The organism is Kitasatospora sp. NPDC127121 (assembly GCF_042677305.1).
In the GTDB taxonomy this organism is placed as follows: domain Bacteria; phylum Actinomycetota; class Actinomycetes; order Streptomycetales; family Streptomycetaceae; genus Kitasatospora.
This window is the reverse complement of the sequence record NZ_JBHXTQ010000023.1, coordinates 12,736-37,686: the sequence shown is the minus strand read 5'-3', so window position 1 is coordinate 37,686 and position 24,951 is coordinate 12,736. Positions and strand designations below refer to the sequence as shown.

Annotated in this window: 7 protein-coding genes; all 7 read right to left on the bottom strand. The window is 77.3% G+C overall.

Annotated features, from left to right (window positions below; genetic code table 11):
* Positions 1-34: 34 nt before the first annotated feature.
* On the bottom strand, positions 35-8,674 hold the full coding sequence (locus tag ACFVHI_RS14435) for an amino acid adenylation domain-containing protein (RefSeq protein WP_380339009.1): 8,640 nt from the start codon (positions 8,672-8,674) through the stop codon (positions 35-37).
* Positions 8,671-13,143, bottom strand: coding sequence for an SDR family NAD(P)-dependent oxidoreductase (locus ACFVHI_RS14430; protein ID WP_380339006.1), 4,473 nt, complete (start codon positions 13,141-13,143; stop codon positions 8,671-8,673). Before ACFVHI_RS14430 ends, ACFVHI_RS14435 begins: the two co-directional genes overlap by 4 nt.
* Before the next feature lie 122 nt (positions 13,144-13,265).
* A complete protein-coding gene (locus tag ACFVHI_RS14425; protein WP_063352428.1) occupies positions 13,266-14,003 on the bottom strand; it encodes an aspartyl/asparaginyl beta-hydroxylase domain-containing protein in 738 nt (245 codons plus the stop codon).
* A 1-nt stretch (position 14,004) separates the two neighbouring features.
* Positions 14,005-20,505 carry an amino acid adenylation domain-containing protein gene (locus tag ACFVHI_RS14420; RefSeq protein ID WP_380339003.1) on the bottom strand — a complete coding sequence of 2,167 codons (6,501 nt, stop codon included), beginning with the start codon at positions 20,503-20,505 and terminating at the stop codon, positions 14,005-14,007.
* Complete coding sequence (locus tag ACFVHI_RS14415; protein ID WP_380339001.1) at positions 20,502-22,289, bottom strand: non-ribosomal peptide synthetase; 1,788 nt, start codon at positions 22,287-22,289, stop codon at positions 20,502-20,504. Before ACFVHI_RS14415 ends, ACFVHI_RS14420 begins: the two co-directional genes overlap by 4 nt.
* Positions 22,286-23,029: an aspartate/glutamate racemase family protein gene (locus ACFVHI_RS14410; protein ID WP_380338999.1), complete on the bottom strand. Its 744-nt coding sequence runs from the start codon at positions 23,027-23,029 to the stop codon at positions 22,286-22,288. The genes ACFVHI_RS14415 and ACFVHI_RS14410 overlap by 4 nt, the downstream gene beginning before the upstream one ends.
* The gene (asnB, locus tag ACFVHI_RS14405) at positions 23,026-24,909 is read right to left on the bottom strand and encodes an asparagine synthase (glutamine-hydrolyzing) (protein ID WP_380338996.1); all 1,884 of its coding nucleotides are present in this window, start codon (positions 24,907-24,909) and stop codon (positions 23,026-23,028) included. Before asnB ends, ACFVHI_RS14410 begins: the two co-directional genes overlap by 4 nt.
* Between the last annotated feature and the right edge of the window lie 42 nt (positions 24,910-24,951).

Below are 24,951 nucleotides of genomic sequence, written 5' to 3'. Positions count from 1 at the left end.
CGGGGTGCGGGGTGTCGGCCGCCGGCCGTCGGGGTCAGCCGGTCGGGCCGGTGCCGGAGCCGCCTCGGCGGGCGGCGCGGCGCCGTTCGTGGTGCTGCCGGCGGTCGCCGCCGACGGGCTGTGCGGTGTCGGATGCGGCGGTGCCGGGTGCGGCGGTGTCCGAGGCGGGCTCGGGCGCTGATGCAGCCGGTGCCGCTGGTGCAGCCGGTACCGCCTGCGGGGCCGGGGCGGCGACCGGACGGTCCAGCAGCTCGGCCAGGTGGCGGATGGTCGGCCGGTCGAACATCTCGACCACCGAGAGCTCCTGCCCGAAGTCCTCGGCGATCCGCCGCTGGACCCGGACCAGGTGGATGGAGTTGGCACCGGCCTCGAAGAAGTTGGTGTCGACGCCGACCTCCGCCCCGTCCATCACCTCCCGCCACAGCTCCGTGAGCCGCTCCATCGCGCCGAGCGTGTTCGGCCCGTGCGCCGCCGGTCGCGCCACCGGTGCCGCCGGGGCCGCCGCGAGGGCGGGGGCGACGGGGACGGCGGAGACGACGGCGGGGGCGGGCACCGCGGCGCCCAGCCGGGCGAGCGCCGCCCGGTCGACCTTGCCGTTGGCGGACAGCGGCAGCGCCTCGACCGCCCGCACCCGCTGCGGAACCATGTAGCCGGGCAGCCGCTCGGCGAGCGCGTCGCGCAGCGCGGCCGTCCAGTCGGTGCCGGAGCCGGGCTCGTCGGCGGCCGCGTTCAGCGGCCGGCCGCCGACGAGCGTGTGCAGCACGCGCTGGCCGTCCTCCAGCCGCAGCGCCTCGCGCAGCGGCTCCGGGAAGACGTCGCCGATCGGGCAGAGCGCCACCGCGCAGTCGGCGGCGCGGTGACGCAGCAGCTGCGCCATCGCCCCGGCCTCCAACAGGCAGAAACGGTCGGCGAGTTCGCCGTACACCGGGGCGATCGCGGCGGTCCGGGAGACCAGGAAGACGGCGAAGCCGGCCTGGTCGAGCAGCGGCCCGTTGGCCTCGCTGTAGAGCGCCCGGTCCAGGGCCCGGGCCGAGCCCGGTGCGCCGTCGAGGGCGACCAGCGCCGGCCCGGCCGGGTCGACGTAGTAGGTGCCGGCCGGCAGGCCCGCCACCTTGCCGGGGGCGACGGCCAGGTAGGTCTGCACCGGGTACAGGCCGCCGGCCGAGCCGTAGGCGTACCGGGGCACGCCGTCCTCGTCCTGGCGGGCGAGCACGGTCAGCAGCGCGTGCAGGTCGGCCAGCCGTACGGGGGCGTCGGCGAAGCCGGTGGCGGCGCCGCGCAGGGCGGCGGCCCGGCGCAGGTCCAGGGTGTCGGTCGGCAGGGCGAAGGGCAGGACCTCGCGGCCCGCCAGGTCGGCGCGGCGGCCGGGCTGGCGCAGGCGCGCCTCCAGCCGGCGGACCCGCTCGGCGTCCAGGGCCGGGGCCACCGCGGGGGCGGGGGCGGCGGGCTGCGGCCGGGCGGCCTCGCGGACCACGAAGGCCGCGAGCCGGGCGCCGAGCCCGTTGCCCTCGACCAGCGCCGCCGCCTCCCGGACGCCGTCCATCCGGACCAGCGCCGACTCGATCTCGCCCAGCTCGATGCGCATGCCGCGCACCTTGACCTGGCAGTCCTCCCGGCCGAGGAACTCCAGCTCGCCGTCGGGCAGCAGCCGGGCGAGGTCGCCGGTGCGGTACAGGCGCTCCCCGGTGACCGGGTGGGTCGGGAACGCCCGGGCGGTGAGCTCGGGCGCGTTGCGGTACCCGACGGCCAGGCCCACGCCGGTGATGAACAGGGCGCCGGCGACGCCGACCGGGCGCGGCCGGAAGGCCTCGTCCAGGACGACCATGCCCTGGTTCCGCATCGGCCGCCCGTACGGGATGCTCGGGCGGCCCGGCTCGACCGCGCCGATCGGGTGCAGCACGGACCAGATCGACGCCTCGGTGGCGCCGCCCAGGCTGATCACCTCGGCCTTGGGCGACAGCGCGCGGACGTGGTCGGGCATGCCGACGGGGATCCAGTCGCCGCTGAGCATGACCAGGCGCAGCGACTCCAGGTCGGCGGCCGGGTTGCCGCCGGCGTACGCGAGCAGCATCTCCATCAGCGCGGGGACGGAGTTCCAGACGGTGACGCCGTGTTCGGCGACCAGTCGGGACCAGCGCGCGGGGTCGCGCTCCTCCCCGGGGCCGACCAGCACCAGCGCGGCGCCGGCGGCGAGGGTGCCGAACAGGTCGTAGACCGAGAGGTCGAAGCCGAGCGAGGAGAGGCCGAGGACGCGGTCGGCGGGGCCGACCCGGAAGCGGTCGTTGACGTCCACCACGGTGTTGAGCGCGCCGCGGTGGTCGATCATCACGCCCTTGGGGTCACCGGTGGAGCCCGAGGTGTAGATGACGTACGCGAGGTCCGCCGGGGTGGTGGGCACCGGGGCCGGCTCGGTGTCGGCCGGGGTGGCCAGCGCCTGGTCGAAGCCCAGCAGGGTGACCCCGGCGGGCACCGCGCCGTCCGCGTCCCAGGACTCCCGGGCGAGCAGCGCGGTGGCGCCGGCGTGTTCGAGCGAGCGGGCGACGCGGGCGGCCGGCAGTCCGGCGTCCAGCGGCAGGTAGGCGCCGCCGGCCCGGATCACGCCGATCGCGGCCGCGACCTGCTCCCAGCCCCGGTCGGCGCGCACGCCGACCAGGTCGCCGGGGCCGACGTCGGCGCCGCGCAGCGCGTGGGCCACGGCGGCGGAGGCGCGCTCCAGCTCGCCGTAGGTCACGGTGCCGGTGGCGGAGACCACGGCGGTCCGCTCGGGGGCGGTGCGCGCCTGGGCGAGGAACGGCTCGTGCAGCAGCCCGTCGGGCCGCGGGCCGTCCGTGGCGTTGAGCGCGCGGTAGGCCTCGGCGTGGGCGGCGGGCAGGGCGGCCAGGTACGGGTCCGTCCAGGCGTCGGGCCGCTCGGCGAGGGCGGTGAGCAGGCCGGTGTAGGCCTCGAACATCGCGTCGAGCAGGCCCTCGGGGAAGAGCTCCTCGACGGCGTCCCAGGTCAGCCGCAGCCGGCCCTCGTCCTCGGAGATCTGGTGGTCCAGCCAGACCTGGGGGGTCTGGGTGATGGTGTGGGCGACCTTGGCGCCGAGTTCCCGCAGGACCCGGCTGCCGCCGACCTCGCCGGCGCCGAGCTCGCTGGTGAAGACGACCGGCATGGCGGCGTCGGCCACCCCGCGCCGGCGGGCCAGGTCGCCGCCGACCCGTACGCCGCTGACCAGCTGGTGGTCCAGGTCCTCCCAGAGCCGGTCCTGGAGCCGGCGGGCCCGGTCGGCGAAGGAGCCGGCCGTGGCGCCGTCCACCTCGAAGAGGCTGAGCGCGGTGAAGTCGCCGACCATGGCGGCCAGGTCGGGGTGCTCGCCGACGCGGTTGAACAGGGTCAGGTTGAGGGTGAAGCGGTCGGCCGCCGCCCAGGTGCCGAGCACGGTGGCGTAGGCGGCCAGGGCGAGCGCCGAGGGCGTGACCCGGCCGGCGGCGGCCCGGCTCTTCAGCTGCTCCCACAGCTCGGCGGGCAGGTGCGCCTCGCGGCGGTGGAACCTGGTCTGCGTCAGCTCCTCGGGGCGCCGCGCCAGCGGCAGCGCGGGGGCGGGCGGCAGGGTCTCCAGGCGGCCGTGCCAGTAGTCGAGGTCGCGCTGCAGCGCGGGGCCCTCGCGGCGGGTCTGCTCGGCCAGCACGTAGTCGCGGAACGAGAGCTCCATCGGGCGCGGGTCGAGCGAGCCCTGGTAGATCGCCAGCAGCTCGCGCAGCAGGATCTGCACGCTGCCGCCGTCGGCGATCAGGGTGTCGATGCTCAGGTGCAGCCGGGCGTCGGTGCCCTCGGTCCGGCTGGCGTGCAGCTCGAACAGCGGCCAGGTGTCGGCGGGCAGCACCTGGTGCGACATCCGGGCGCGGGTCCCGGCGAGGGCGTCGGCCCGCTCGGGCTCCGGCAGCCCGCGCAGGTCCTCGACGGCCAGCTGGTACGCGGGCACCTCGGGCAGGATGCGCTGGGTGCCGTCCTCGGCGAAGACCAGGCGCAGCGCGTCGTGCCGCCGCACCAGGGCCTGCCAGGCGTCCTGGAGGCGCAGCGGGTCGACGTCGGCGACGTCCACTTCGAGGTAGAGGTGGCAGGCGACGTCGCCGCCGACGGCGCCGCTGCGGCCGATCCAGTACGCGCGCTGCACGTCCGTCAGCGGGAAGGGCTCGTGGCGGCGGGCCGGGTCGGGCAGCAGCTCGACCGGTTCGGCGGGTGCCGCGGTGGCCCCGCCGGCGCCCAGCGTGTCCACGGCCCGGGCGAGGGCGGCGACGGTCGGCGAGTCGAACAGGGTGCGCAGCGGCAGCTGGACGTCCAGGTCGCGGCGGATCCCGGCGACCATCCGGGCGGCCAGCAGGGAGTGGCCGCCGAGCTCGAAGAAGTCCTCCTCGGTGCCGACCTCGTCGAGGGTCAGGGCCTCGCGCCAGATCGCGGCGATCCGCTCCTCGGTCGGCGTGGCGGGCGCGGTGCGGTCGCGGTCGGCGGCGGGGACGGTCTCGGGGGCGGGCAGCGCCGCGCGGTCGACCTTGCCGTTGCTCGTGAGCGGCAGCGCGTCGAGCGGGATGAACCGGGACGGGATCAGGAAGCCCGGCAGCTGCCCGGCCAGGGCGGCCCGCAGCTCGGCCGGGGCGGGCGGCGCGGCCGGGTCCTCGGGCACCAGGTAGGCGGCCAGCGCGGCCCGGGCGGTGCCCAGGCCGTAGGCGGTGACCACGCACTGGCGGATGCCGGGCAGCGCGGTGAGCGCGGCCTCCACCTCGCCGGTCTCGATCCGGAAGCCGCGGATCTTGACCTGGTGGTCGTTGCGGGAGAGGTACTGGAGGCGGCCGTCGGGCAGGGTGCGGACGAGGTCGCCGGTGCGGTACAGCCGGGCGGCCGGGTCGGCCGGGTTGGAATCGGCCGACTCGGGGTCGGCGACGAAGCGTTCGTCGGTGAGCTGGGGCAGCCCGAGGTAGCCGGCCGTCACCCCGGCGCCGCCGATCAGGAGTTCGCCCGGCACGCCGACGGGCACCCGCCGCCCGTACGGGTCGAGGACGCGCACGGTGGTGCCGGCGATCGGGCCGCCGATGGTGACCAGGCCCTCGGCCGGGTCGACCTCGGCGGTGGTGGACCAGACGGTCGTCTCGGTCGGCCCGTACATGTTGCGGATCGGGCCGCCGAGGTGCTCGGCCAGCCGGCGCACCAACTCGGCGTCGAGGGCCTCGCCGCCGAGCAGCAGCTGCCGCAGGCCGCGCAGGGCCTGCGGGTCGGCCTCGTCGAGCAGGGTGCGGGCCCGCGAGGGGGTGCACTGCAGGTGGGTGACGCCGTGGGCGCGCACCAGCGCCGTCAGCTCGGTGTCGGCCGCGACCGCGAGGGCGGCCGGGGCGGGGGCCGGTGCGGCGGCCGCGGTGCGGCGCAGCTCGGCCAGCCGGGGCAGGGCGGCCAGCGCGACGTCGGTGTCGACGCCGAAGTCGACCAGGCAGCCGATCTCGTCCACGCCGGCGGCGGCCAGCCGGTGCACCAGCGGCAGGCACTCCTCGGCGGTGCCGATCAGCGAGCCGTGGCCCAGGTAGCGGGCGCAGGCGTGGTCGAGCAGGGCCTCCTGGTCCTCCGCGGTGAAGTCGCTGCTGCGCACGTCCATGCCGAGGCTGCGGGCCAGGTTCTCGATCAGGCCGACCGAGCTGCGCAGGTAGTCGCGGAACGGCTGCCAGGCGTGCGCCCGGACGTCGGCGGCGTCCGCGCCGACGTAGCTGTGCAGCATCAGGGTCACGTGCGGGTCGCCCGGGTGGCCGGCCTCGTGCCAGGCCTCCCGGTAGAGGGCGATCTTCTCGCCGAGTTCCTCGACGCTCTGGCCCAGCAGGTGGGTCAGCAGCCGGGCGCCGACCCGGCCGGCCGTGCGGCAGGTCTCGGGGTTGCCCGAGGAGGTGAGCCAGTACGGCAGCTCGGCCTGGACGGGGCGGGGCAGCACCTGGACGTCGACGGTGCGGCCACCGGGCCCCTCGAAGGGGAGCCGTTCGCCGCGCCACAGCCGGCGCACCTGCTCGATGCCGCTGACGGTGAGCGCCTGGCGGTCCTGGTAGGCGTCCTTGGCGAGGACGAAGTCGTCCGCGTGCCAGCCCGAGGCGAAGGAGAGCCCGACCCGGCCGCCGGACAGGTTGTCGACGACCGACCACTCCTCGGCGACCCGGACGGGGTGGTGCAGCGGCAGCACCACGCTGCCGGCCCGGATCCCGATCCGCTCGGTGGCCTGGGCGATCGCGGCGGCCAGCACCGAGGGGGCCGGGAACGGCCCGCCGAAGGCGTGGAAGTGCCGCTCGGGCAGCCAGACGGCGGAGAAGCCGTTGGTGTCGGCGAAGCGGGCGCCGTCCAGCAGCAGCCGGTACTGGTCGGGGCCGGGCTCGGCGCCGGCGGTGTCGCTGGCGAAGTAGAAGAGGCTGAACTCGGGGACGGCCGGGGCGGCCTGCGCGGAGGGAACCGGGGCGGGGGCCGTCGCCGTGCCGGGGTCGGGGTTGACCACGACGCGGTGGCCCCGGCTGAGCGTCCAGAGCAGTTCCAGGACGGAGATGTCGAAGGAGACGCTGGTGACGGCCAGCCAGGTGGCGGGCTCCCCGTCGTCCGCCAGTACGCGGTCCATCGCCGCCAGGAAGGCGGTGAGGTTGCGGCGCAGCACGACGACGCCCTTGGGGCGGCCGGTCGAGCCGGAGGTGTGGATGACGTACGCGGGGGCGTCCGGGTCCACGGACACGGATACGGGTGCTGCTGCAGAGGACTCGGCCGGGGCGTCGAGGTCGAGCAGCGGGGCGCCGGCGGGCGCGGCGTCCCGGGTCGCGGCGTGCACCACGACCACGGCGGGCTCGGCGTCCTCGACCACGTGGTGCAGCCGGGCCGCCGGGTAGTCCGGGTCGAGCGGCAGGTAGGCGGCGCCGGCCCGGAGCACGGCGAGCATGGCGGCGGGCAGGTCGGTGCCGCGGCGCAGGCACAGGCCGACCCGGTCGCCTGGGCGCACCCCGACGGCCTGGAGCCGGGCGAGCAACTCGTCGACCCGGGCGTCCAGTCGGGCGAAGGTGAGGGCCTGGTCCGGGCGGCCGCCGGGCAGCACGGCCTCGGCGTCCGGGCGGGTGCGCACGGCCTCGGCGAAGGCCGTCACGACGTCCGGCGCGTCCTCGGGCAGCGCCGGGCCGTCGCCGGCCGAGGCCAGCAGGGCCTGCTCGACGGGGGTGAGCGCGAGCAGGTCGGAGAGCCGCAGGCCGGGGTCGGCGGCGCCGCGGGCCAGCACCCGCTGGAGGGCCTCGGTCAGCGTGCGCACGGTGTCGTCGTCGAACAGGTCGCCGCTGAACTCGCAGACGCCTGCCGTGAGTTCGCCGTCGCGGGCGAGTTCCAGGCTCAGGTCGGTGCGACACAGGCCGTTGTCCAGCTCGACCAGCTCGACGGTGACGCCGGGCAGGGCGATGTCGGGGGCGGGGACGTTGCGGTAGCCGAACTGCACCTGGTAGAGCGGGGCGTGGCTGAGGTCGCGGTCCGGGCGCAGCTCGCGGACCAGGCGTTCGAAGGGCACCTGGGTGTGGGCCAGCGCGCCGAGCGAGGTCTCCCGCACCCGGTCGAGCAGTTCGCCGAAGGTCGGGTCGCCGGAGAGGTCCGAGCGCAGCACCAGGCTGTTGACGAACATGCCGACGAGTCCGGCGAGTTCGGGCCGGTCGCGGCCCGCGGTGGGCACGCCGACGACGACGTCCTGCTGGCCGGAGTGGCGCATCAGGACGGCCTGCCAGGCGGCCAGCGTGACCATGAACGGGGTGGCCCGGGCCGCCCGGGCCGCGGCCTCCACGGCCTCGGTGGTGGCGGCGTCCAGGGTGAAGTGCACCCGGCCGCCCCGGTGGCTGGGCACGGCCGGCCGGGGCCGGTCGGTGGTCAGCTCCAGGACGTGCGGGGCGCCCTCCAGCCGCTCGCGCCAGTAGCCGAGCGGCTCGGCCAGCGCGGTGTCGGTGAGTTCGCGGCGCTGCCACTGCGCCCAGTCGGCGTACTGCACGGCGAGCGGCTCGGGGGCCGGGCCGCCCTCGCGGAAGGCCCGGTAGCGGGCGCAGAGCTCCTCCACCAGCACCGCGCGGGACCAGGCGTCGCCGACCAGGTGGTGGTTGACCACGACCAGCAGGGCGCGCTCGGGCGCGGAGCGGATCAGCAGGGCGCGCAGCAGCGGGCCGTGCTCCAGGTCGAACGGCAGGGCCGCCTCCCGCTCGGCCAGCGCGCGCTCCTCGGCCTCGCTCCAGCCGGCTTCGCCGTCGGCCGGCTCGGCCACCCGCAGCACCGGGGCGGTGCGTTCCAGCACCCGCTGCACCGGGCCGTCCTGGCCGGCGGCGATGACGGTGCGCAGCGCCTCGTGCCGCTCCACCAGGCCGTCCAGTGCGGCCTCCAGCGCGGCGACGTCCAGCGGGCCGCTCAGGCGCAGGCCCACGTACTCGTTGAACACCCCGAGCCCGGGGGTGAGCTGCTCCAGGAACCAGAGCCGCTCCTGGCCGAAGGACAGCGGCGCCGGCAGCGCCGGGTCGCGCGGCGGCACGGCCGGGGCCGGGGCGGCGGGGCCGGCCGTGCCGGCCGGGGTGGTGCCTGCGCGGCCCCGGGCGCGCGCCTCGAAGGCGGCGCGCTGCTCGGGGGTGAGCCGGGCGAGGCGGTCCTCGCGGCGGCCTGCGGGGTTGGTCACTGGTTCTCCAGGTCGGCGAGGATGCGGTCTTCGATCTCGGTGGCGAGGTCGGCGACGCGGCCGCCCTCGAAGAAGACCCGGGCGGGGACGTCGACCTCGAACTCGGCCCGCAGCCGGGCCGCGATCTGGGCGGCCAGCAGCGAGTGGCCGCCGAGCTCCAGGAAGTCGTCGTCCACCCCGACCCGGTCGAGGCCGAGCAGTTCGGCGTAGATCTCGGCCAGGCGCTCCTCGGTCGGGGTGGCCGGGGCGGTGTACGGCGTGGCGAGCTCGGGGCGGGGCAGGGCCGCCGTCCGGGGGGCCTCGGCGGCCGGGGCGGCGGAGGTGCGCAGCGTGCCGTCCGCGATCGCGGCGCCGGCCCGGGCCACCACGGCCCGTCCGGGCGGGCCCTCCAGCAGGGCGGCGAAGGCGCGGGCGCCCTGCTCGGGGGTGAGCGCGCCGGCCAGCATGTCGGCCTGGAAGGCCCGCAGGGCCTCGGGGACCTCGGCCCGGCTGGCCATGCCGACCCCGGCCCACATGTCCCAGTCGACGGCCACCGCGTGGCGCTCGCCGCGCGCGGCCTCGGCCTCCGCGACGGCGGCGAGGTAGGCGTTGGCGGCCGCGTAGTCGGCCTGGCCGTAGGTCGGGATCAGGGTGGCGAGCGAGGAGCAGAGCACCAGCACCTCGGCCTCCCCGGGCCGCAGCGCGGCGAGCAGGTGGCGCAGGCCGGCGGTCTTGGGGGCGAGGACCGTGCGCATGCTGTCGTCGGAGCGCAGCTCGACGGAGCCGCCGCCGGGCACGCCGGCCGCGTGGACGACGCCGTCGATCCGGCCGAAGGCCGCACGGGCCTGCTCCAGCGCCCGGTCCAGCGCTGCGGCGTCGGTGACGTCGGCCTGGACGGCCAGCACCTCGGCGCCGCTCTCGCGCACCGCGGCGAGCGCGGCCTCGTCGGCGGCGCCGCGGCCGAGCAGGACGAGCCGGGCGGCGCCGGCCCGGGCCAGGGCCCGGGCGAGGGTCAGGCCGATCCCGCCGAGGCCGCCGGTGAGCAGCCAGGTGCTGCCGGCCCGCACCCGGGCCGGGGCGGTCGGGACGGGGCGCTCGGCGGGCTCGACGGTGCGGGTGAGCAGGGCGCCCCCGCGCAGGGCGAGCAGCCGGGCCGGGCCGGTGAGCACGGCGCGCACCACCGCGTCGGCGGCGGCCTCGTCGAGCGGGGTGCCGACGGCGAGGTCGACCTGGGTGCAGCGCAGGTTGCGGTACTCCTCGCCGAGCACCTGGACCGGGCCGCTGAGCAGGGCGGCGGCGGGCCGGGGCTGCTCGCCGGGGGCGGCCGGGAAGGCCCCGTCGGTCACGACGCCGAGCCGGACCTCGTTCAGCACGCTCTCGGCGGACATCGCCCGGGCGAGGTGGACCAGGCCGAAGTAGCCGGCGGTCTCGTCCGGCGTCTCGTCCAGGCCCCAGGCGTACAGGACGGCGGTGGGCGTGCGGACCAGGCCGCGCAGGTCGGCCAGCAGCTTCGCGTACTGGGCCGGGTCGGCGGGGTCGAGCTCGTAGACGCCGCGGCGCACCCGGCGGTAGGCCGGGCCGGGCTGGACGGTGGTCACGATCTGGCCGCGCGCCGTCAGCAGCTCGACCAGGGGCTGGGCGGCGCCGGCCCGGTCCAGCAGGACCAGCCAGGTCTGGCGGCGGCCGGCCAGCGGGTCGTCCCCGGCGGCCTCGGCGAGCGGGCGCCAGTTGACGGTCGCGTGGACGGCGTCGAGGTCCGCGGCGGGCAGCGCGGTGGCGGGCGCCCGGCCGGGGACGGCGGGCTCGATCCAGTGCGGGAGCCGCTCGAAGGGGTAGCCGGGCAGGTCGGCGGGGCGGGCGTCGGCGTCGACGGGCTCCCAGTCGACGGCGGCGCCGTGCGCCCACAGGCTGCCGAGGGCGAGGACGGCGCTGCCGGGCTCGTCCTCGGCGCCGCGCCGCCCGCGGGTGGGCAGCGGCGGCAGGGCGAGCCGCGGCCCGGCGGTGCCCTCGGCGGCCGCGCGGGCCAGGTCGGTCAGGACGCTGCCGGGGCCGGTCTCCACCAGCACCATCCGCTCGTCGAGCGCCGCGAGGCGGGTCAGCCCGTCGTGGAAGCGCACCGGGGAGAGCATCTGGCGCACCCAGTAGCCGGGGTCGGTGGCCTGCTCCGGGGTGATCCAGTCGCCGGTGAGGTTGGACAGGAACGGCACGGTGGGCTGGTGCAGCGTGACCTTGGCGAGCTCGGCCGCGAACTGCTCGGCGGCGGGCGCGCACAGGGCGCTGTGGAACGCCCGCTCCACCGGCAGGCGCAGGGCGCGCAGGCCCCGCTCGCCCAGCTCGGCGGCGGCCCGCTCGACGGCCTCGGCGGTGCCGGACAGCACCGAGGCGCCCGGTCCGTTGACGGCGGCGAGGTCCAGGCCGTGCGCGGCGGCGAGGTCGGCCGCGGCCGCCTCGTCCAGCGGGACGGCCAGCATCGCGCCGGGCGCGGTCTGCTCCATCAGCCGGCCGCGGGCGGCGACCAGGGCGAGCGCCTCGGGCAGGTCGAGGACGCCGGAGAGCAGCGCCGCGGTGTACTCGCCGAGGCTGTGGCCCAGCAGCGCCGCCGGGCGCACGCCCCAGTGCCGCCACAGCGCGGCCGTGGCGTGGCCGACCGCCAGCACGGCGGGCTGGGTGACGGAGCTGCGACGCAGCAGGTCGGCGTCGCCGCCGCGCAGCAGCTCGACCAGGTCGAGGCCCAGGTGCGGGCGCAGCAGGTCGGCGGCCTCGTCCAGGGCGGCGCGGAACACCGGGTGTGCCCGGTGCAGGCCCAGGGCCATGCCCGGGTACTGCGCGCCCTGGCCGGGCAGCAGGAAGGCGACGGGGGCGGCGCCCTGCCCGGCGCGGGCCCGGACCGACTCCCGGCGGCCGGCGCCGCGCAGCGCGGCCACGGCGGCGGCGGTGTCGTCGGCGACCACGACGCGGCGCTGGACCAGCTGGCGCCGGCCGGTGCGCAGGGTGCGGGCGACGTCGGCCAGCGGGCGGTCCGGGTGGGCGGCGAGGTCGTCGGCGAGCCGTTCGGCGACGGCGTCCAGCGCGGCGGCGGTGCGGGCCGACAGCGGCAGGGCGACGGGGACGGCGCCCGGTGCGGCGGCCTCGCGCGGGGCCGGCTCGGGGGCCTGCTCCAGGATCACGTGCGCGTTGGTGCCGCCGATGCCGAAGGCGCTGACGGCGGCCCGGCGTGGGCCGTCGGCGACCGGCCAGTCGGTGAGGCCGGCCGGGACGAAGAACGGGCTGTCGGCGAGGCCGAGTTCGGGGTTGACGGCTTCGGCGTGCAGGCTCGCGGGGATGCGGCCGCCGCGAACCGTCAGGATGGCCTTGATCAGGCCGGTGACGCCGGCGGCGGTGTCCAGGTGGCCGAGGTTGGACTTGACCGAGCCCAGGCCGCACCAGCCGGTGGCGGACCTGTCGTCGGCGTCCTGCTCGGCGCGGAAGGCGGCGGTGAGCGCCTCGACCTCGATCGGGTCGCCGATCGGGGTGCCGGTGCCGTGTGCCTCGACGTAGCCGATGCTGTCCGGGGCGACGCCCGCGACGGACAGCGCCTCGCGGATCACGGCGGTCTGGCCGGCGACCCCCGGGGCGGTGTAACCGGCCTTGTTCGCACCGTCGTTGTTGACGGCCGAGCCGAGGATGACGGCGTGCACCCGGTCGCCGTCGGCGAGCGCGTCGGCGAGGCGCTTGAGCACCACGACGCCCGCGCCGTTGCCGAAGACCGTGCCGGCCGCCTCCGCGCCGAAGGGCCGGCAGTGCCCGTCCGGCGACTCGATGCCGCCGGGCACCGGCAGGTAGCCGGAGCGGTGCGGCACGGTGACGGTGACGCCGCCGGCGAGCGCGAGGTCGCACTCCTCGGACAGCAGGCTCTGCACCGCGAGGTGCACCGCGACCAGCGAGGTCGAGCAGGCGGTCTGCACGCTGACCGCCGGGCCGCGCAGGTTGAGCTTGTACGCGGCGCGGGGGGCCAGCTGGTCGGGCTGGTTGCCCTGGAAGAGCATCGGCACGCCGAGGGAGTCCCGCAGGTCGGTGCGCGGCAGCAGGTTGTGGATCAGGTAGGTGCTCAGCAGCGACCCGGCGTAGACCGCGATCGGCCCGGGCGCCCGGTCGGGGTCGCAGCCGGCGTCCTCCAGCGCCTCCCAGGCGCATTCGAGGAAGATCCGCTGCTGCGGGTCGATGACCGAGGCCTCCAGCGCGTTGTAACCGAACAGCTGGGAGTCGAAGCCGGCGACGTCCGCCAGCACGCCCTTGGCGGCCACGTACCCGGGCCTGCCGGCCTCGCCGTCCGGCACCCCGGCGGCCCGCAGCTCCTCGGGGCCGAACCGGCTGATCGCCTCGGTGCCGGAGGCCAGCAGCTCCCACAGCGCGTCGACGGAATCGGCTCCGGGGAAGCGGCCCGCGAGGCCGACGACGGCGACCCGGCCGTCGGTCTCGGCCTCGTCGGGAATGACCGGCTGTGCGTTCAAGGTGTTCTCCGTGGGTGAGGTGGGCTCCGCGCGCGGCGGGGCGGGCAGGACCGGGTACGCGGCCGGGGCTCAGACCGCCATGGGGTTCAGGGCTGCCGTGGGGATCAGGGCCGCCGGGCGGCTCAGACCGCCATGAGGTAGCGCTGGAAACGGGGCATCAGGAACTCCAGGGCCCGGACCTCAACGGGCGTCAGCTCCGGGTGCCAGACGTCCCAGAGCAGGACGGCGCGCTGCTGGGTGCCCTTGTTCCAGGCCTCGTGGATGAAGCTGTCGTCGAAGAGGATCACCTTGCCCTCCTCCCAGCCCCGCTCGTCGTCGCCGACCTTGATGGCGCAGCCGGGCGGCACGATCAGCGGCAGGTGCGCGGTCAGCAGCAGGTTCACGCCGCCGGTGTGCGGGGTGATGTGCACGCCGGGGTTGAGGATGGTGAACATGCCGTCGCGCGGCCCGTGCGGGCTCGCCGAGACGGCGGCGTGGGTCTCGGGGCAGCGCTCCAGGACCTCGTCGCGCCAGCTGCCGTTGCGGTACAGCTGGTAGGTGTCCCAGCCCTGCCAGCCGAGCTCCTTGGTGTACAGGTCCTCGTACGGGGCGAAGCGGGCCTGCTCGGCGCGCAGCTCCAGGAACTCGGCCTTGATCCGGTCGTACGCCTCCTCCAGCCGGGCCACCCAGGGCAGTTCGGCGGTGTCGTGCCAGGGCAGGGCGCTGATCCCGGGGAAGAACAGCCGGGTCGGCTCCTGGTCGTCGTGCAGGTACTCCGGGGCCTGCTCGCCGGTGAGGATGCGAAGGCACTCCTCGACCCGCTCCAGCCCCTCGGTGCCGAGGATGCCGTGCAGCTCCGTCATCACGCCCTGAACGTCCATGTCAGTCCCTCCCTGTCGGTGCGGTCCGGGTCGTCGGCCCGGCCGGTGTGTGCTGGTCGGCGGCCGGGCCCTCGGCCCGGTCCCGGGCCTCGCGGCGGGCCCTGGCGCGGGCCCGGACGGCGCTCTGGCGGCGTTCGCCGCGCGGTTCGGCGGTCTCGGCGGCGGCCCGGCCGTCCGGGGCGGCGCCCTCGGTGAGGCCGGCCGCGAACTCGGCGATGGTGGGCCGCCCGAAGATGTCCACCAGCCGGACCGGCCGCTCCAGGCGGCGGGCCAGCTCCAGCTGGAGCCGGGCGGCCAGCAGCGAGTCGCCGCCGGCCTCGAAGAAGTTGGTGTGCCGGCCGACCGGGCCGCCGCCCAGCAGCCGGCGCCAGGCGTCGGCGACGAGCTGCTCGACCCCGGCCAGCGGGGCGGCGTCGGCGGGCCGGGCGGCGGCCCCGGGCAGCGGCAGCCGGGCCCGGTCCCGCTTGTTGGTGCGCGTCCTGGGCAGCGCGTCCAGCAGCATCACGGTGTCCGGCACGACCGCCGCCGGGAGCCGCTCGGCCAGGTGCGCGCGCAGCTCGGCGCCGGTGACCCCGGGCGCGGCGACCGCGTAGCCGACCAGCCGGCGGGCACCGCCCTGGCCGTGCGCGGCGGCGGCCGCCTCGCGGACCCCGGGGTGCAGCTCCAGCAGCGCCTCGATCTCCTCCAGCTCGATCCGGTTGCCGCGGATCTTCAGCTGGCTGCCGATCCGGCCGACGAACGCCAGCTCGCCGTCCGGGAGGCGGCGGCCCAGGTCCCCGGTGCGGTACAGCCGGCCGCCGGCCTGCCAGGGGTCGGCGACGTACGCCCGGGCGCTCTCCTCGGGCCTGCGGTGGTACGAGCCGGCCAGGAAGTCGCTGCGCAGGTGGATCTCGCCGACCACCCCGACCGGGCAGAGCCGGCCCCGGCGGTCCAGGACCACGGCCTCGCGGCCCGGGATCGGGCTGCCGATCGGCACCCCGGCCGGGAACTCCTCGCCCGGCGCCAGCTCGCGGTGCGTCGCCAGCACGCACTCGGTGGGCCCGTAGAGGTTGTGCAGCCGCGGCCGGTCGGGGCGGTGCGCCCAGGCGGCGGCCAGCGCCACCGGGAGCACCTCGCCGGCCATCAGCACGTGGGCGAGGTCCGGCAGGTGCGAGCCGGTGGCGTCCAGCGCCTCGGTGACCAGCTGGAAGAAGGCCGGGACGGTCTGGATCTGGGTGATCCGCTCGGCCCGCAGCCACCCGGCCACCGCGAGCGGGTCGCGGCGCAGCCCCTGCGGCGGCAGGCAGAGCACCGCGCCCGAGCAGAGCGCGGCGAACACCTCGGTGTACGCGGCGTCGTAGGTGAACGGGGCCCACTGGGCGATCCGGCTGTCCGGCCGGATGCCGAAGTGCTCGCGCTGCCAGTGGGCGAACTGGGCGAGCGCCGCGTGCGGCAGGGCGATGCCCTTGGGCGTGCCGGTGGAGCCGGAGGTGTAGACCAGGCAGAGCGGGTCGCCGGGGCCGGCGGGGGAGGCGGCCGGGGAGGGGCCCGCGGGCTCGTCGGCGGCCGGCACCCGCGGGTCGACGACCTCGACCGGGATCCCGGCGAAGTGCCCGTCGCCGTCCCGCAGTTCGGAGCGCAGTTCAGGGTGCAGGGCGAGCGTGCTCTCGGCGGCCAGCAGGCACACCGGTTCGGCGTCGGCCAGCAGCGCGGTCAGGCGGGCGGCCGGGTCGGCCGGGTCGAGCACCGCGAAGGCGGCCCCGGTCTTGGCGACGCCGAGGATCGCGGCGCTCTGCACCGGGCCGGCGGGCAGCAGCACGGAGACGAACCGGCCGGGGGCCGCGCCGCGCTCCAGCAGCCGGGCCGCGATCCGGTCGCTCCAGACGTCGAGCTGGCGGTAGCCGACCGTCACGCCCTCGGCCCGGATCGCGGGGGCGTCCGGACGGGCCGCGGCCCGGGCCCGGAACAGCTCGGACACCGAGGCGGCGTGCTCGGCGCGCGCCTCGCCCGCGGGGCGGGCCGGGCGGGGGGCGGGCAGAGCGGGGTCGGTGAGTTCGACGGCGTCGAGGGGGGCCTGCGGCGAGGCCAGGGCGGCGCGCAGCAGGACGTGGAAGTGCCGGGCGAAGCGGTCCGCGAACTGCGGGCCGAAGCGGTCCGTGGCGTACTCCAGGGCGCCGCCGATCCGGTCGGCGCGCTCGTCCAGGGCCAGGGTCAGGTCGTACTTGGCCGCCCCGGTGGGGACCTGGCGCAGCACGCCGGCGGCCGCGCCCAGCCGGACGTCGGCCGGCGGCGCGTCCTGGAACACCAGCGAGGCCTGGACCAGGGTCGGCCGGCCCGGCTCGCGGGGCAGGCCGAGGCCGGCCACCAGCCGGTCGAAGGCGACCAGCGGACGGCCGAGGTCGCCCGCCAGCGCCCGCCCGGTGCGGGCGGCGAGTTCGGCGAAGGACGGCGCCCCGGCCAGGTCCACGCGCACCGGCAGGGTGTTGGCCAACGAGCCGACCAGCGACTCCAGTTCGGGCCGGTCGCGGTTGGCCACCGGCACGCCCACCAGGACGTCGTCGCTGCCCGCGTAGCGGCCCAGCAGCGCCGCGTACACGGCGAGCAGCAGGGTGAAGGGCGTGGTGCGCAGCTGGGCGGCGCCCTCGCGCAGCGCGGCCGTCAGCTCCGGGGCGAGCGCCACCGGCAGGGTCTCGCCGGCTCCCGTAGGCCTGGTCCGGGTCGGTGCGTCGGCGGGCAGGTCGAGCACCCCGGGGTGCCCGTCGAGCCGCTTCAGCCAGTACTCCAGGTGCTCCTGACGCAGCGTCAGGCCCGCCTCGTCGGCGCAGTCGGCCGCGTAGCCGGCGAAGTCCAGGTCGAGCGCGGGCGGCGGCTCGGCCAGGCCGAGGCGGGCGGCGTACAGCGCGGCCAGCTCGCGCACGGCCACGCCGATCGACCAGCCGTCGACCGCGAGGTGGTGCGCGGTGCACAGCAGCACCGAGCGCTCGGGGCCGGTGCGCACCAGGGTGAGCCGCAGCGGCGGCTCACCGGCCAGGTCGAAGGGGCGCACCGCCTCCGCCCGGGCCAGCTCGGGCACCTCCTCGGGCGCCGCGTCCAGGACGGCCAGGGCCGGTGCGGCGGGCGGCGCGAGGACCAGCACCGGGCCGTCCTCGCGCAGCTCGCAGCGGGCGGCGAGCACCGGGTGCCGGGCGGTCAGGTCGGCGAGCGCCCCGGTCAGGGCCGCCTCGTCCACCGGGCCGGTCAGGTCGAGCGCGGCCGGCAGGTGGTAGGCGGGCGAGTCGGGGGCCAGGCGGTGCAGCAGCCACAGCTGGCGCTGCTGGTCGGTCATCGGGACGGCGTCCGAGGCCGGCCCGGCCGTACGGGCGGCGGGCGCCGGGGCGGCGGGCCGCACCCGCGCCAGGGCGGCCGGGGTGGGGTCGGTGTAGAAGTCGGCGAGCGAGGGCGCGGCGCCGAAGCGGGCCCGGACGCGGCCGAGCAGCCGGGTCGCGGCGATGGAGTTGCCGCCGGCGGCGAAGAAGTCGTCGGTGGTGCCGACCCGCTCGGGCGGCAGGCCCAGGACCTCCGCCCAGAGCGCGACGGCGGCCTGCTCGGCCTCGGTGACGGGCGCGGCCCGCCGGGCGGCGGTGAGCTCCCCGGCGCGCAGCAGCAGCGCCGGACGGTCCACCTTGCCGCTGGTGTTGAGCGGCAGTGCGGGCAGCGGGGCGATCACCCCGGGGACGGCGGCGGCGGGCAGCCGCTCGCGCAGGTGGCGGCGCAGCCGGTCGGGCAGCCCGTCGTCCCCGGTGCGGGCGGTGACGAAGGCGACCAGCCGGGGCCCGGCGGGCTGCCCCCGGTCCACGACCACCGCCGCCTGGCGGACCTCGGGGTGGGCGGCGAGCAGGGACTCCACCTCGCCGACCTCGATGCGGTGGCCGAGGATCTTCACCTGCTGGTCGGCCCGGCCGAGCACGACGATCCGGCCGTCCGGCAGGTGGCGGGCCAGGTCGCCGGTGCGGTAGACGGTGCCGCCGGCCGGGTCGACCGGGTCGGCCACGAAGGCGGCGGCGGTCAGCTCCGGGCGGTTGCGGTACCCGGTGCTCACGCCGGCCCCGCCGATCACCAGCTCGCCGACGGCGCCGCGCGGCACCGGCCGCAGCCGCCGGTCCAGGACGTAGCAGACGGTGCCGGCCACCGGGCGCCCCACCGTGACGCCCTCGCCGGGCAGCACCCGCCCGACGGTGGACCAGATGGTCGTCTCGGTCGGCCCGTACAGGTTCCACAGCCCGGCGCAGCGCGCCAGCAGCCGATCCGCGAGGTCGGCGTCCAGGGCCTCGCCGCCGCACAGCGCCCGCAGCCCGGGCCGGCCCGCCCAACCGCCGTCCAGCAGCCCGCGCCAGAGCGAGGGGGTGGCCTGCATGACGGTGGCGCCGCTGCGCTCCAGCAGCGCGCCCAGCGCCTCGGCGTCGCGGACGCTCTCGCGCGGGGCGACCACGACCCGGCCGCCGGCCAGCAGCGGGGCGAACAGCTCCAGGACGGAGATGTCGAAGGTGATCGAGGTGACGGCGAGCAGGGTGTCGTCGGCGCGCAGGCCCGGCTCGGCGCGGACCACGCTGTGCAGCAGGTTGGCGACGCAGCCGTGCGGCACCGCCACGCCCTTGGGCAGCCCGGTGGAGCCCGAGGTGTACATCAGGTACGCGAGGTCCTCGGGGCCGGCGCCGGGCAGCGGCTCGCCCGCCCCGGAGTCGGCGGCGTCCGGGCCCTCGTCGAGCAGCGCGGCCGGGTCGGCGGCGGGCAGCCCCTCGGCGGGGTCGCCGATCAGCAGGCGGGCGCCGCTGTCGGCGAGCACGTGCTCGGCCCGCGCGGCGGGCATGGCCTCGTCCAACGGGACGAGGACGGCCCCGGCCCGCCAGATGCCGACGATCAGCGGCACCAGCTGCGCGCCGCGCTCGACGCGCAGGGCCACCCGGTCGCCGGGCGCCACGCCGTGCCGGGCCATCAGCCGGCGGGCGACCCGGTCGGCGGCCGCGTCGGCCGCGGCCCGGCCGAAGGCGTGGCCGGGCGACTCGACGGCCGGTGCGGCGCCGCCCTGCCGGGCGAGTTCGCGCAGCGCCTCGGGCACGGTGGCCCAGGCGCGCTCGGCGTCGGGCGCCCGGTTGAAGTCGACCAGGACGCGCCGGCGCCGGCCTTCGGAGAGCATCGGAAGCTCGGCCAGCGGCCGGTCCGGGTCGGCCGCGGCGGCCTCCAGCAGGCACAGCAGCGAGTCCGCGAAGTCGGCCGCCGTCTCGGGGGCGAGCAGCGCCGTGCGGTACTCCAGCGTCGCGTCCAGCGCGCCCGAGGGGCGCGGGCGCAGGAAGAACGTCAGGTCGTACTTGGCCGTGCCGCTGTGCGAGGGCGCCGGCGTGGTCGCGACGCCGGGCAGCTCCAGGGTGGTGGTGGGGCCGCTGTGGAAGGAGTACATCAGCTGGAACAGCGGCGTGCGCCCGCCCGCGGCGCGGCCGAGCCGCTCCAGGACCAGGTCGAAGGGGGTGTCGCGGTGGCGCAGGTCGGCCTTCAGGTGCTGGCGGGTGCGGGCCAGGGCCTGCCGGAAGCTCGGCTCGCCGCCGAGGTCGCTGCGGTGGGCGACGAGGTTGAGCAGCGGTCCGACCACGCCGGCGAGGGCGGTGCGGCCGCGGGTCGCCACCGGCATGCCGACCACCAGGTCGTCCTGGCCCGTCCAGCGGGCGGCGGTGGCGCAGAAGGCGGTGAGCAGCACGGTGGACAGGCTGGCCAGTTCGCCCCGGCCGAAGGCGCTGAGCCGGGCGGCCAGTTCGGCGGGGACGGTGAAGTGGTGCAGCGCGCCGGCCGCCGGGTCGCCGCCGGGGCCGACGTCGGACGGCAGGTCGGCGGTGGGCAGTTCGCCGCCCAGCCGGGTCTGCCAGTGGTCGATTCCGCCGGCGTGGCTGGTGTCGCTGTCGTCGCCGCGCTGCCAGGCGGCGAAGTCGCCGAAGTCGGGTCCGCCAGCGGGGAAGGGGGCCGGGGCCTCGCCGCCGAGTTCGGCGGCGTAGCAGGCGGCCAGCGACTCCAGGAAGACGCCGAAGCCCCAGGCGTCGACCACGATGTGGTGGGCGGTGAACAGCAGCAGCGAGCGGCCCCCGCCCAGCAGGAACAGCTGGGTGCGCATCAGCGGGGGCCGGGCCAGGTCGAAGGGTACGGCCACGGCGCGGGCGGTGAGCTCGGCGAGCCGCTCCGCGCGCTCGCCCTCGGGGACGCCGGTCAGGTCGACGGTCTCGACGGCCGGGCGGACCCGGTCGGCGAACAGCTGCCACGGCTCGCCCGCCCCGTCGGCGGCGACGGCGCAGCGCACCACCTCGTGCCGCCGGGCGACGGCGGCCAGCGCCCGTTCCAGGGCGGCCACGTCCAGCGGGCCGCTGACGTGGAAGGCGGCGCTCTCGTTGTGCAGGGCGGTGCCGGGCAGCACCTGCTCGGCCCGCCAGATGGAGCGCTGGGCGTAGGACAGCGGTGCGCGGGCGCGGTCGCCGCGCAGCGGCAGGGAGGTGTCGCGGCTCATCGGCGGCCGCCCTCCGGCGAGGCGTCCGCGCGGCCGGCGGCGACGGCCGCGGCCAGCCCGGCGACGGTCGGGTCGCCGACGTACACCCGCAGCGGCACCTCGACGCCGAAGCGGGTGCGCAGCCCGTCCAGCAGGCGGGCGATGCCCAGCGAGTCCCCGCCGAGCAGGGCGAAGTCGTCGTGCCGGCCGACGGCGGGCACGTGCAGCAGCTCGCGCCACAGCTCGGCGATGCCGGCCTCCAGGCCGTCCAGCGGCTGCTCTCCGGTGCGCCCGGCCAGGGCGGCGGCCGGGCTGGGCAGCGCCCGCCGGTCGGCCTTGCCGCTGAGGGTGCGCGGGATCGCGGCGAGCCGCAGGTACAGGGCGGGGCGGGCGGCGGCGGGCAGGCCCTCGGCGGCGTGCGCGCGCAGCTCCTCGTCGGTGGCGCCGTCGGCGACCAGGTAGGCGCAGAGCACCGGTTCGCCGTCGGTCTCCTCGACCAGGGCGGCGCAGACGTCCGCCACCGCGGGGTGGCGGCGCAGCAGGTCCTCGATCTCGCCGAGTTCGACCCGGGCGCCGTTCACCTTGACCTGCTGGTCGCGGCGGCCCAGGACCTCCAGGGTGCCGTCGGCGCCCAGCCGGCCGAGGTCGCCGGTGCGGTACCGGTCCGGTGCGACGAAGCCGCCGGCCGCGTCGCCCAGGTAGCCGCGCAGCGGGAACGGGGTGCGGATCTCGATCTCGCCGATCGCGTCCACCACCGGGCGTCCGCCGAACAGCACCGCGATCTCGACGCCGGGCATCGGGTGGCCGGCCGGGACGGTCTCGGCCTCGGCGTCCTCGGCGGTGAGCCGGCGGAAGACCTTGGTCATGGTGGTCTCGGACGGCCCGTAGAGGTTGACCAGTTCCTTGTCGCCCCCGAACAGGGCCCGCCACCAGGCGATGTCGGCGGGGCGGACCGGCTCCCCGGCCATCAGCACGCTGCGCAGCCGCGGCAGGGAGTCGGCGGCCAGCCCGGCGGCGCGCAGGGTGCGGAACACGGTGGGCACGCAGTGCAGCAGGTCGACCTGCTGCTCGGTCAGCCAGCGGGCCAGGGCCGCGCCGACGGGGATGGCGCCGGGCGCCGGGAGCACGGCGGTGCCGCCGGCGCACAGCGGGACGAGGGCGTCGCGCAGGAAGGCGTCGAAGCCGGGGGAGGTGAGCATGGAGATCCGGGTGCCCGGGGCGATGCCGAACTCGGCGATCTCCCAGTCCAGGAAGTGCGCGACGGCCTCGAAGCTGCCCCGGATGCCCTTGGGGCGGCCGGTGGTGCCCGAGGTGAAGTAGACGTAGCCGGCGTCGGGGCCGCTGATGCCGGTCCAGTCGTCGGCCGCCCAGGGCAGCGGGGTGATCGACTCGGCGGTGAGCAGCGGCAGTTCGCCCTGTCCGGCGACGGTCAGCTGCTGCCCGCCGGCGGTCGGGCCGTGTCCGGCGGCGGCCAGCGCGGAGCGGCCGGCGGCGTCGGCGAGCACGGTGCCCGGCCGGAGGTCCTCCAGCAGGGCCGTCCAGCGGGCGGCGGGCTGGCGGGTGTCCACCGGGGCGAACGGGCGGCCGGTGGCGGCGCAGGCGAGGATCGCCGCGACCACCGGGACGGGGTCCGCGCAGGCGACCAGGACCGGGCCGGTGCCGGTGGCGAGGCGGTCGCGCAGGCCGGCGGCCAGTCCGGCCAGCTCCTGGTGGCTCCAGACCCGCTCGGCGGTGGCGAGGGCGGGGGCGGCGGCTCGGCGCTCGACCTGGTCGGCCCAGCGGTCGAGGATGCTCGTGTGGCTCACAACTCTCCGTTCATGATCCGGTGGGCCACGACCGTCAGCGGGTCGAGGGAGGGCAGGGCCTCGCTCAGACCGGCGTCCTCGATCGCCCTGGTGACCAGGTGCAGCTCGGTGCAGGCGGCGACGAAGGACCGCACGCCGTAGCGGGGCAGGGTCTCGCGCAGGAAGTCGATGGTGCGGGCCGGGTCCTCGCCGCGCTTGAGGCGGTGGATCTCCCGGTGCAGTGCCTCCTGGTCCGGCGGGCGCAGGGCCACCAGCTGCCGGGCGGCCCGGGCCCCGGCGGCGCCGGAGGTGAGGATGCCGGCCCGGGCGGTGCCGGAGGAGCAGAGCAGCAGGTGCGGTTCGCCAGCCGCGGCCAGTTCCTCGTGCACCACGTCGACCAGTGAGACGCAGCGCGCCGCGAGGTCGGCCGGCAGGTCGCCGAGCACGTGGTGGGCGGTGATGCAGGCGACGACCACGCGTTCCGCGCCGGCGGCCAGCAGGCCGCGCAGCGAGGACTCCACGGCGCGGCGCAGCTCGTCGAGTTCGCCGCTGCCGATGGCCTCGGTGCGGTCCACCACGGCCGGGTCGGACCAGAGCAGCACCCGGGGGGTGTCCTGCTCGGGGTGGAGCCGGCAGGCCCGGTAGACGGTGCGCAGCAGTTCGACGGAGGCCAGCGGCCCCATGCCGCCGACCACCCCGACCAGCGGGTGGCGCGGGCGGGTGCCGGGGCCGGCGATCGGCCCGGCGGCTGTGGCGGTCATCCCAGGCACGGCAGATCGAACTCCTCGACGAAGAGGGCGAAGGTCGCGACGAGCATCAGGTAGTCGGTGTCCAGGTGGGCGTGCACCTGCTGGCCGTCGCCGCGCTGACGCTGCGTCAGGGCGGCGATGGTGTCCGGGTTGAAGTAGCCCTGGCGGCGGACGGTGGCGGGGGAGACCAGCTCCTCGAACCAGTCGGCGCCGGTGCTCAGCAGGTGGCTGCTGGTCTGGCCGCGGAAGCCGTACTTCTGCCGGCTGAGCACCTCGCCGGGCACCAGGCCCTCGGCCGCCCGGCGCAGCACGGCCTTCTCCCGGCCGTGGGCGAGCATCAACTCCGGTGGCAGCGTGGTGGCGTGGTCGACCACCGCGTTCGCCAGGAAGGGGAAGCGCAGCTCGACGCCGTTGGCCAGGGCCATCCGGTCGCCGTGGTCGCCGAGCAGGTGGTCGGCGAGCCGCAGGTGGTAGTCGAGGTAGGAGCGCTGGTGCAGCGGGTGGCGCCCGGCCAGCCGCTCGGGGTCGACGAGGCGCTGGTTGGTGACGGAGAACTCGTCCAGCCCGTAGGCCAGGTCCTCGGCGTACAGCTCGCGGCGGAACTCCTGGGCGGGCAGCTGGTCCTGCTCGTAGCCGAGGTCGACGCCCCACATCCGTTCGCGGATCTCGCGTTCCAGCCGGGCGTCCAGGCCGGTGAGCCGGCTGCCGCCGAGCCCGGTGGCGTCGAAGCGGTAGCCGGGGTAGCCGCCGAACAGCTCGTCGGCGCCCTCGCCGCTGAGCGCGCCGACCGTCCCGGCGGCGCGGACGGCCTCGGACAGCGCCAGCGAGCAGACGTTGTACGACTCGCGCACGGGCGCCTCGGCGTGGCGCACCATCGCGGTGATCCGCTCGGCCACCTCGTGCTCGCCGACCGGGACTTCGTGGTGCTCGGTGCCCAGCTTGGCGGCGACCAGCCGCTGGTGCGGGCCCTCGTCGAAGTCGCGGCCGGGGAAGGTGACGGAGAAGCTGGGCCAGGCGTGGCCGGGCCGGGCCCGGGCCATCAGGGCGCCGATCAGGCTGGAGTCGAGGCCGCCGCTGAGGTACATGCCGATCGGCACGTCGGCGAGCAGGCGGCTGCGCACGGCCTCGTCGAGCAGGTCGGCGGTGCGGTGGGCGTACCGGTCCAGCTCCTGGTCCAGGGCCTCGGGGGCCACCGGGTCGAGGTCGGCGGCGAGCGGGAAGTCGAGGTCCCAGTACCGTTCGGTGCGCACGCCGGAGCGGTCGGCGATCAGCCGCTCGCCGGGGCGCAGGGCGCTGATGCCCTCGAACATGGTGCGCGGGCTGACCAGTCCGGGCAGCGTCAGCACCTGGTCGAGGCCGCGCAGGTCGACCCGGGCGCTGACGGCGGGGTGGCGCAGGATCGCCTTGATCTCGGAGGCGAAGATCAGCTGGCCGTCGGCGACGGTGTAGAAGAGCGGGACGATGCCTGCCCGGTCGCGGGCGAGCAGCAGCCGCTGCGCGGCGGCGTCGTGCAGCGCGAAGCCGAACTGGCCGTCCAGGTGGGCCGTCAGGTCCTCGCCGTACTCGCGGTACAGGTGGACCAGCACCTCGGTGTCGCTCTCGGTGCGGAACCGGTGGCCGCGGCGGCTCAGCGCGGTGCGCAGCTCGCGGTGGTTGTAGATCTCGCCGTTGCAGACCGAGACCAGGGTGCCGTCCTCGGTGCGGTGCGGCTGGTTGCCGCCGGCGAGGTCGTTCAGGGCCAGCCGGCGAAAGCCCAGGCACAGGCCGTCCGTGGCGTAGTGGCCGTCGTCGTCGGGGCCGCGGTGCACCAGGCACGCCGTCATCTCCCGGACCACGGCGGCATCGGCCGGGCGACCGCCGCCCAGGACGAATACGCCGGTTATTCCGCACATTCTGTCCGCCCTCTCCCGTCGTGCGTTCGGAACTTGTCGTCG

Coding starts and splice junctions, on each gene's coding strand:
- ACFVHI_RS14425 (WP_063352428.1), bottom strand. CDS start 14,003: ATGGACGTTCAGGGCGTGATGACGGAGCTGCACGGCATCCTCGGCACC.
- ACFVHI_RS14420 (WP_380339003.1), bottom strand. CDS start 20,505: ATGAGCCGCGACACCTCCCTGCCGCTGCGCGGCGACCGCGCCCGCGCA.
- ACFVHI_RS14410 (WP_380338999.1), bottom strand. CDS start 23,029: ATGACCGCCACAGCCGCCGGGCCGATCGCCGGCCCCGGCACCCGCCCG.
- asnB (WP_380338996.1), bottom strand. CDS start 24,909: ATGTGCGGAATAACCGGCGTATTCGTCCTGGGCGGCGGTCGCCCGGCC.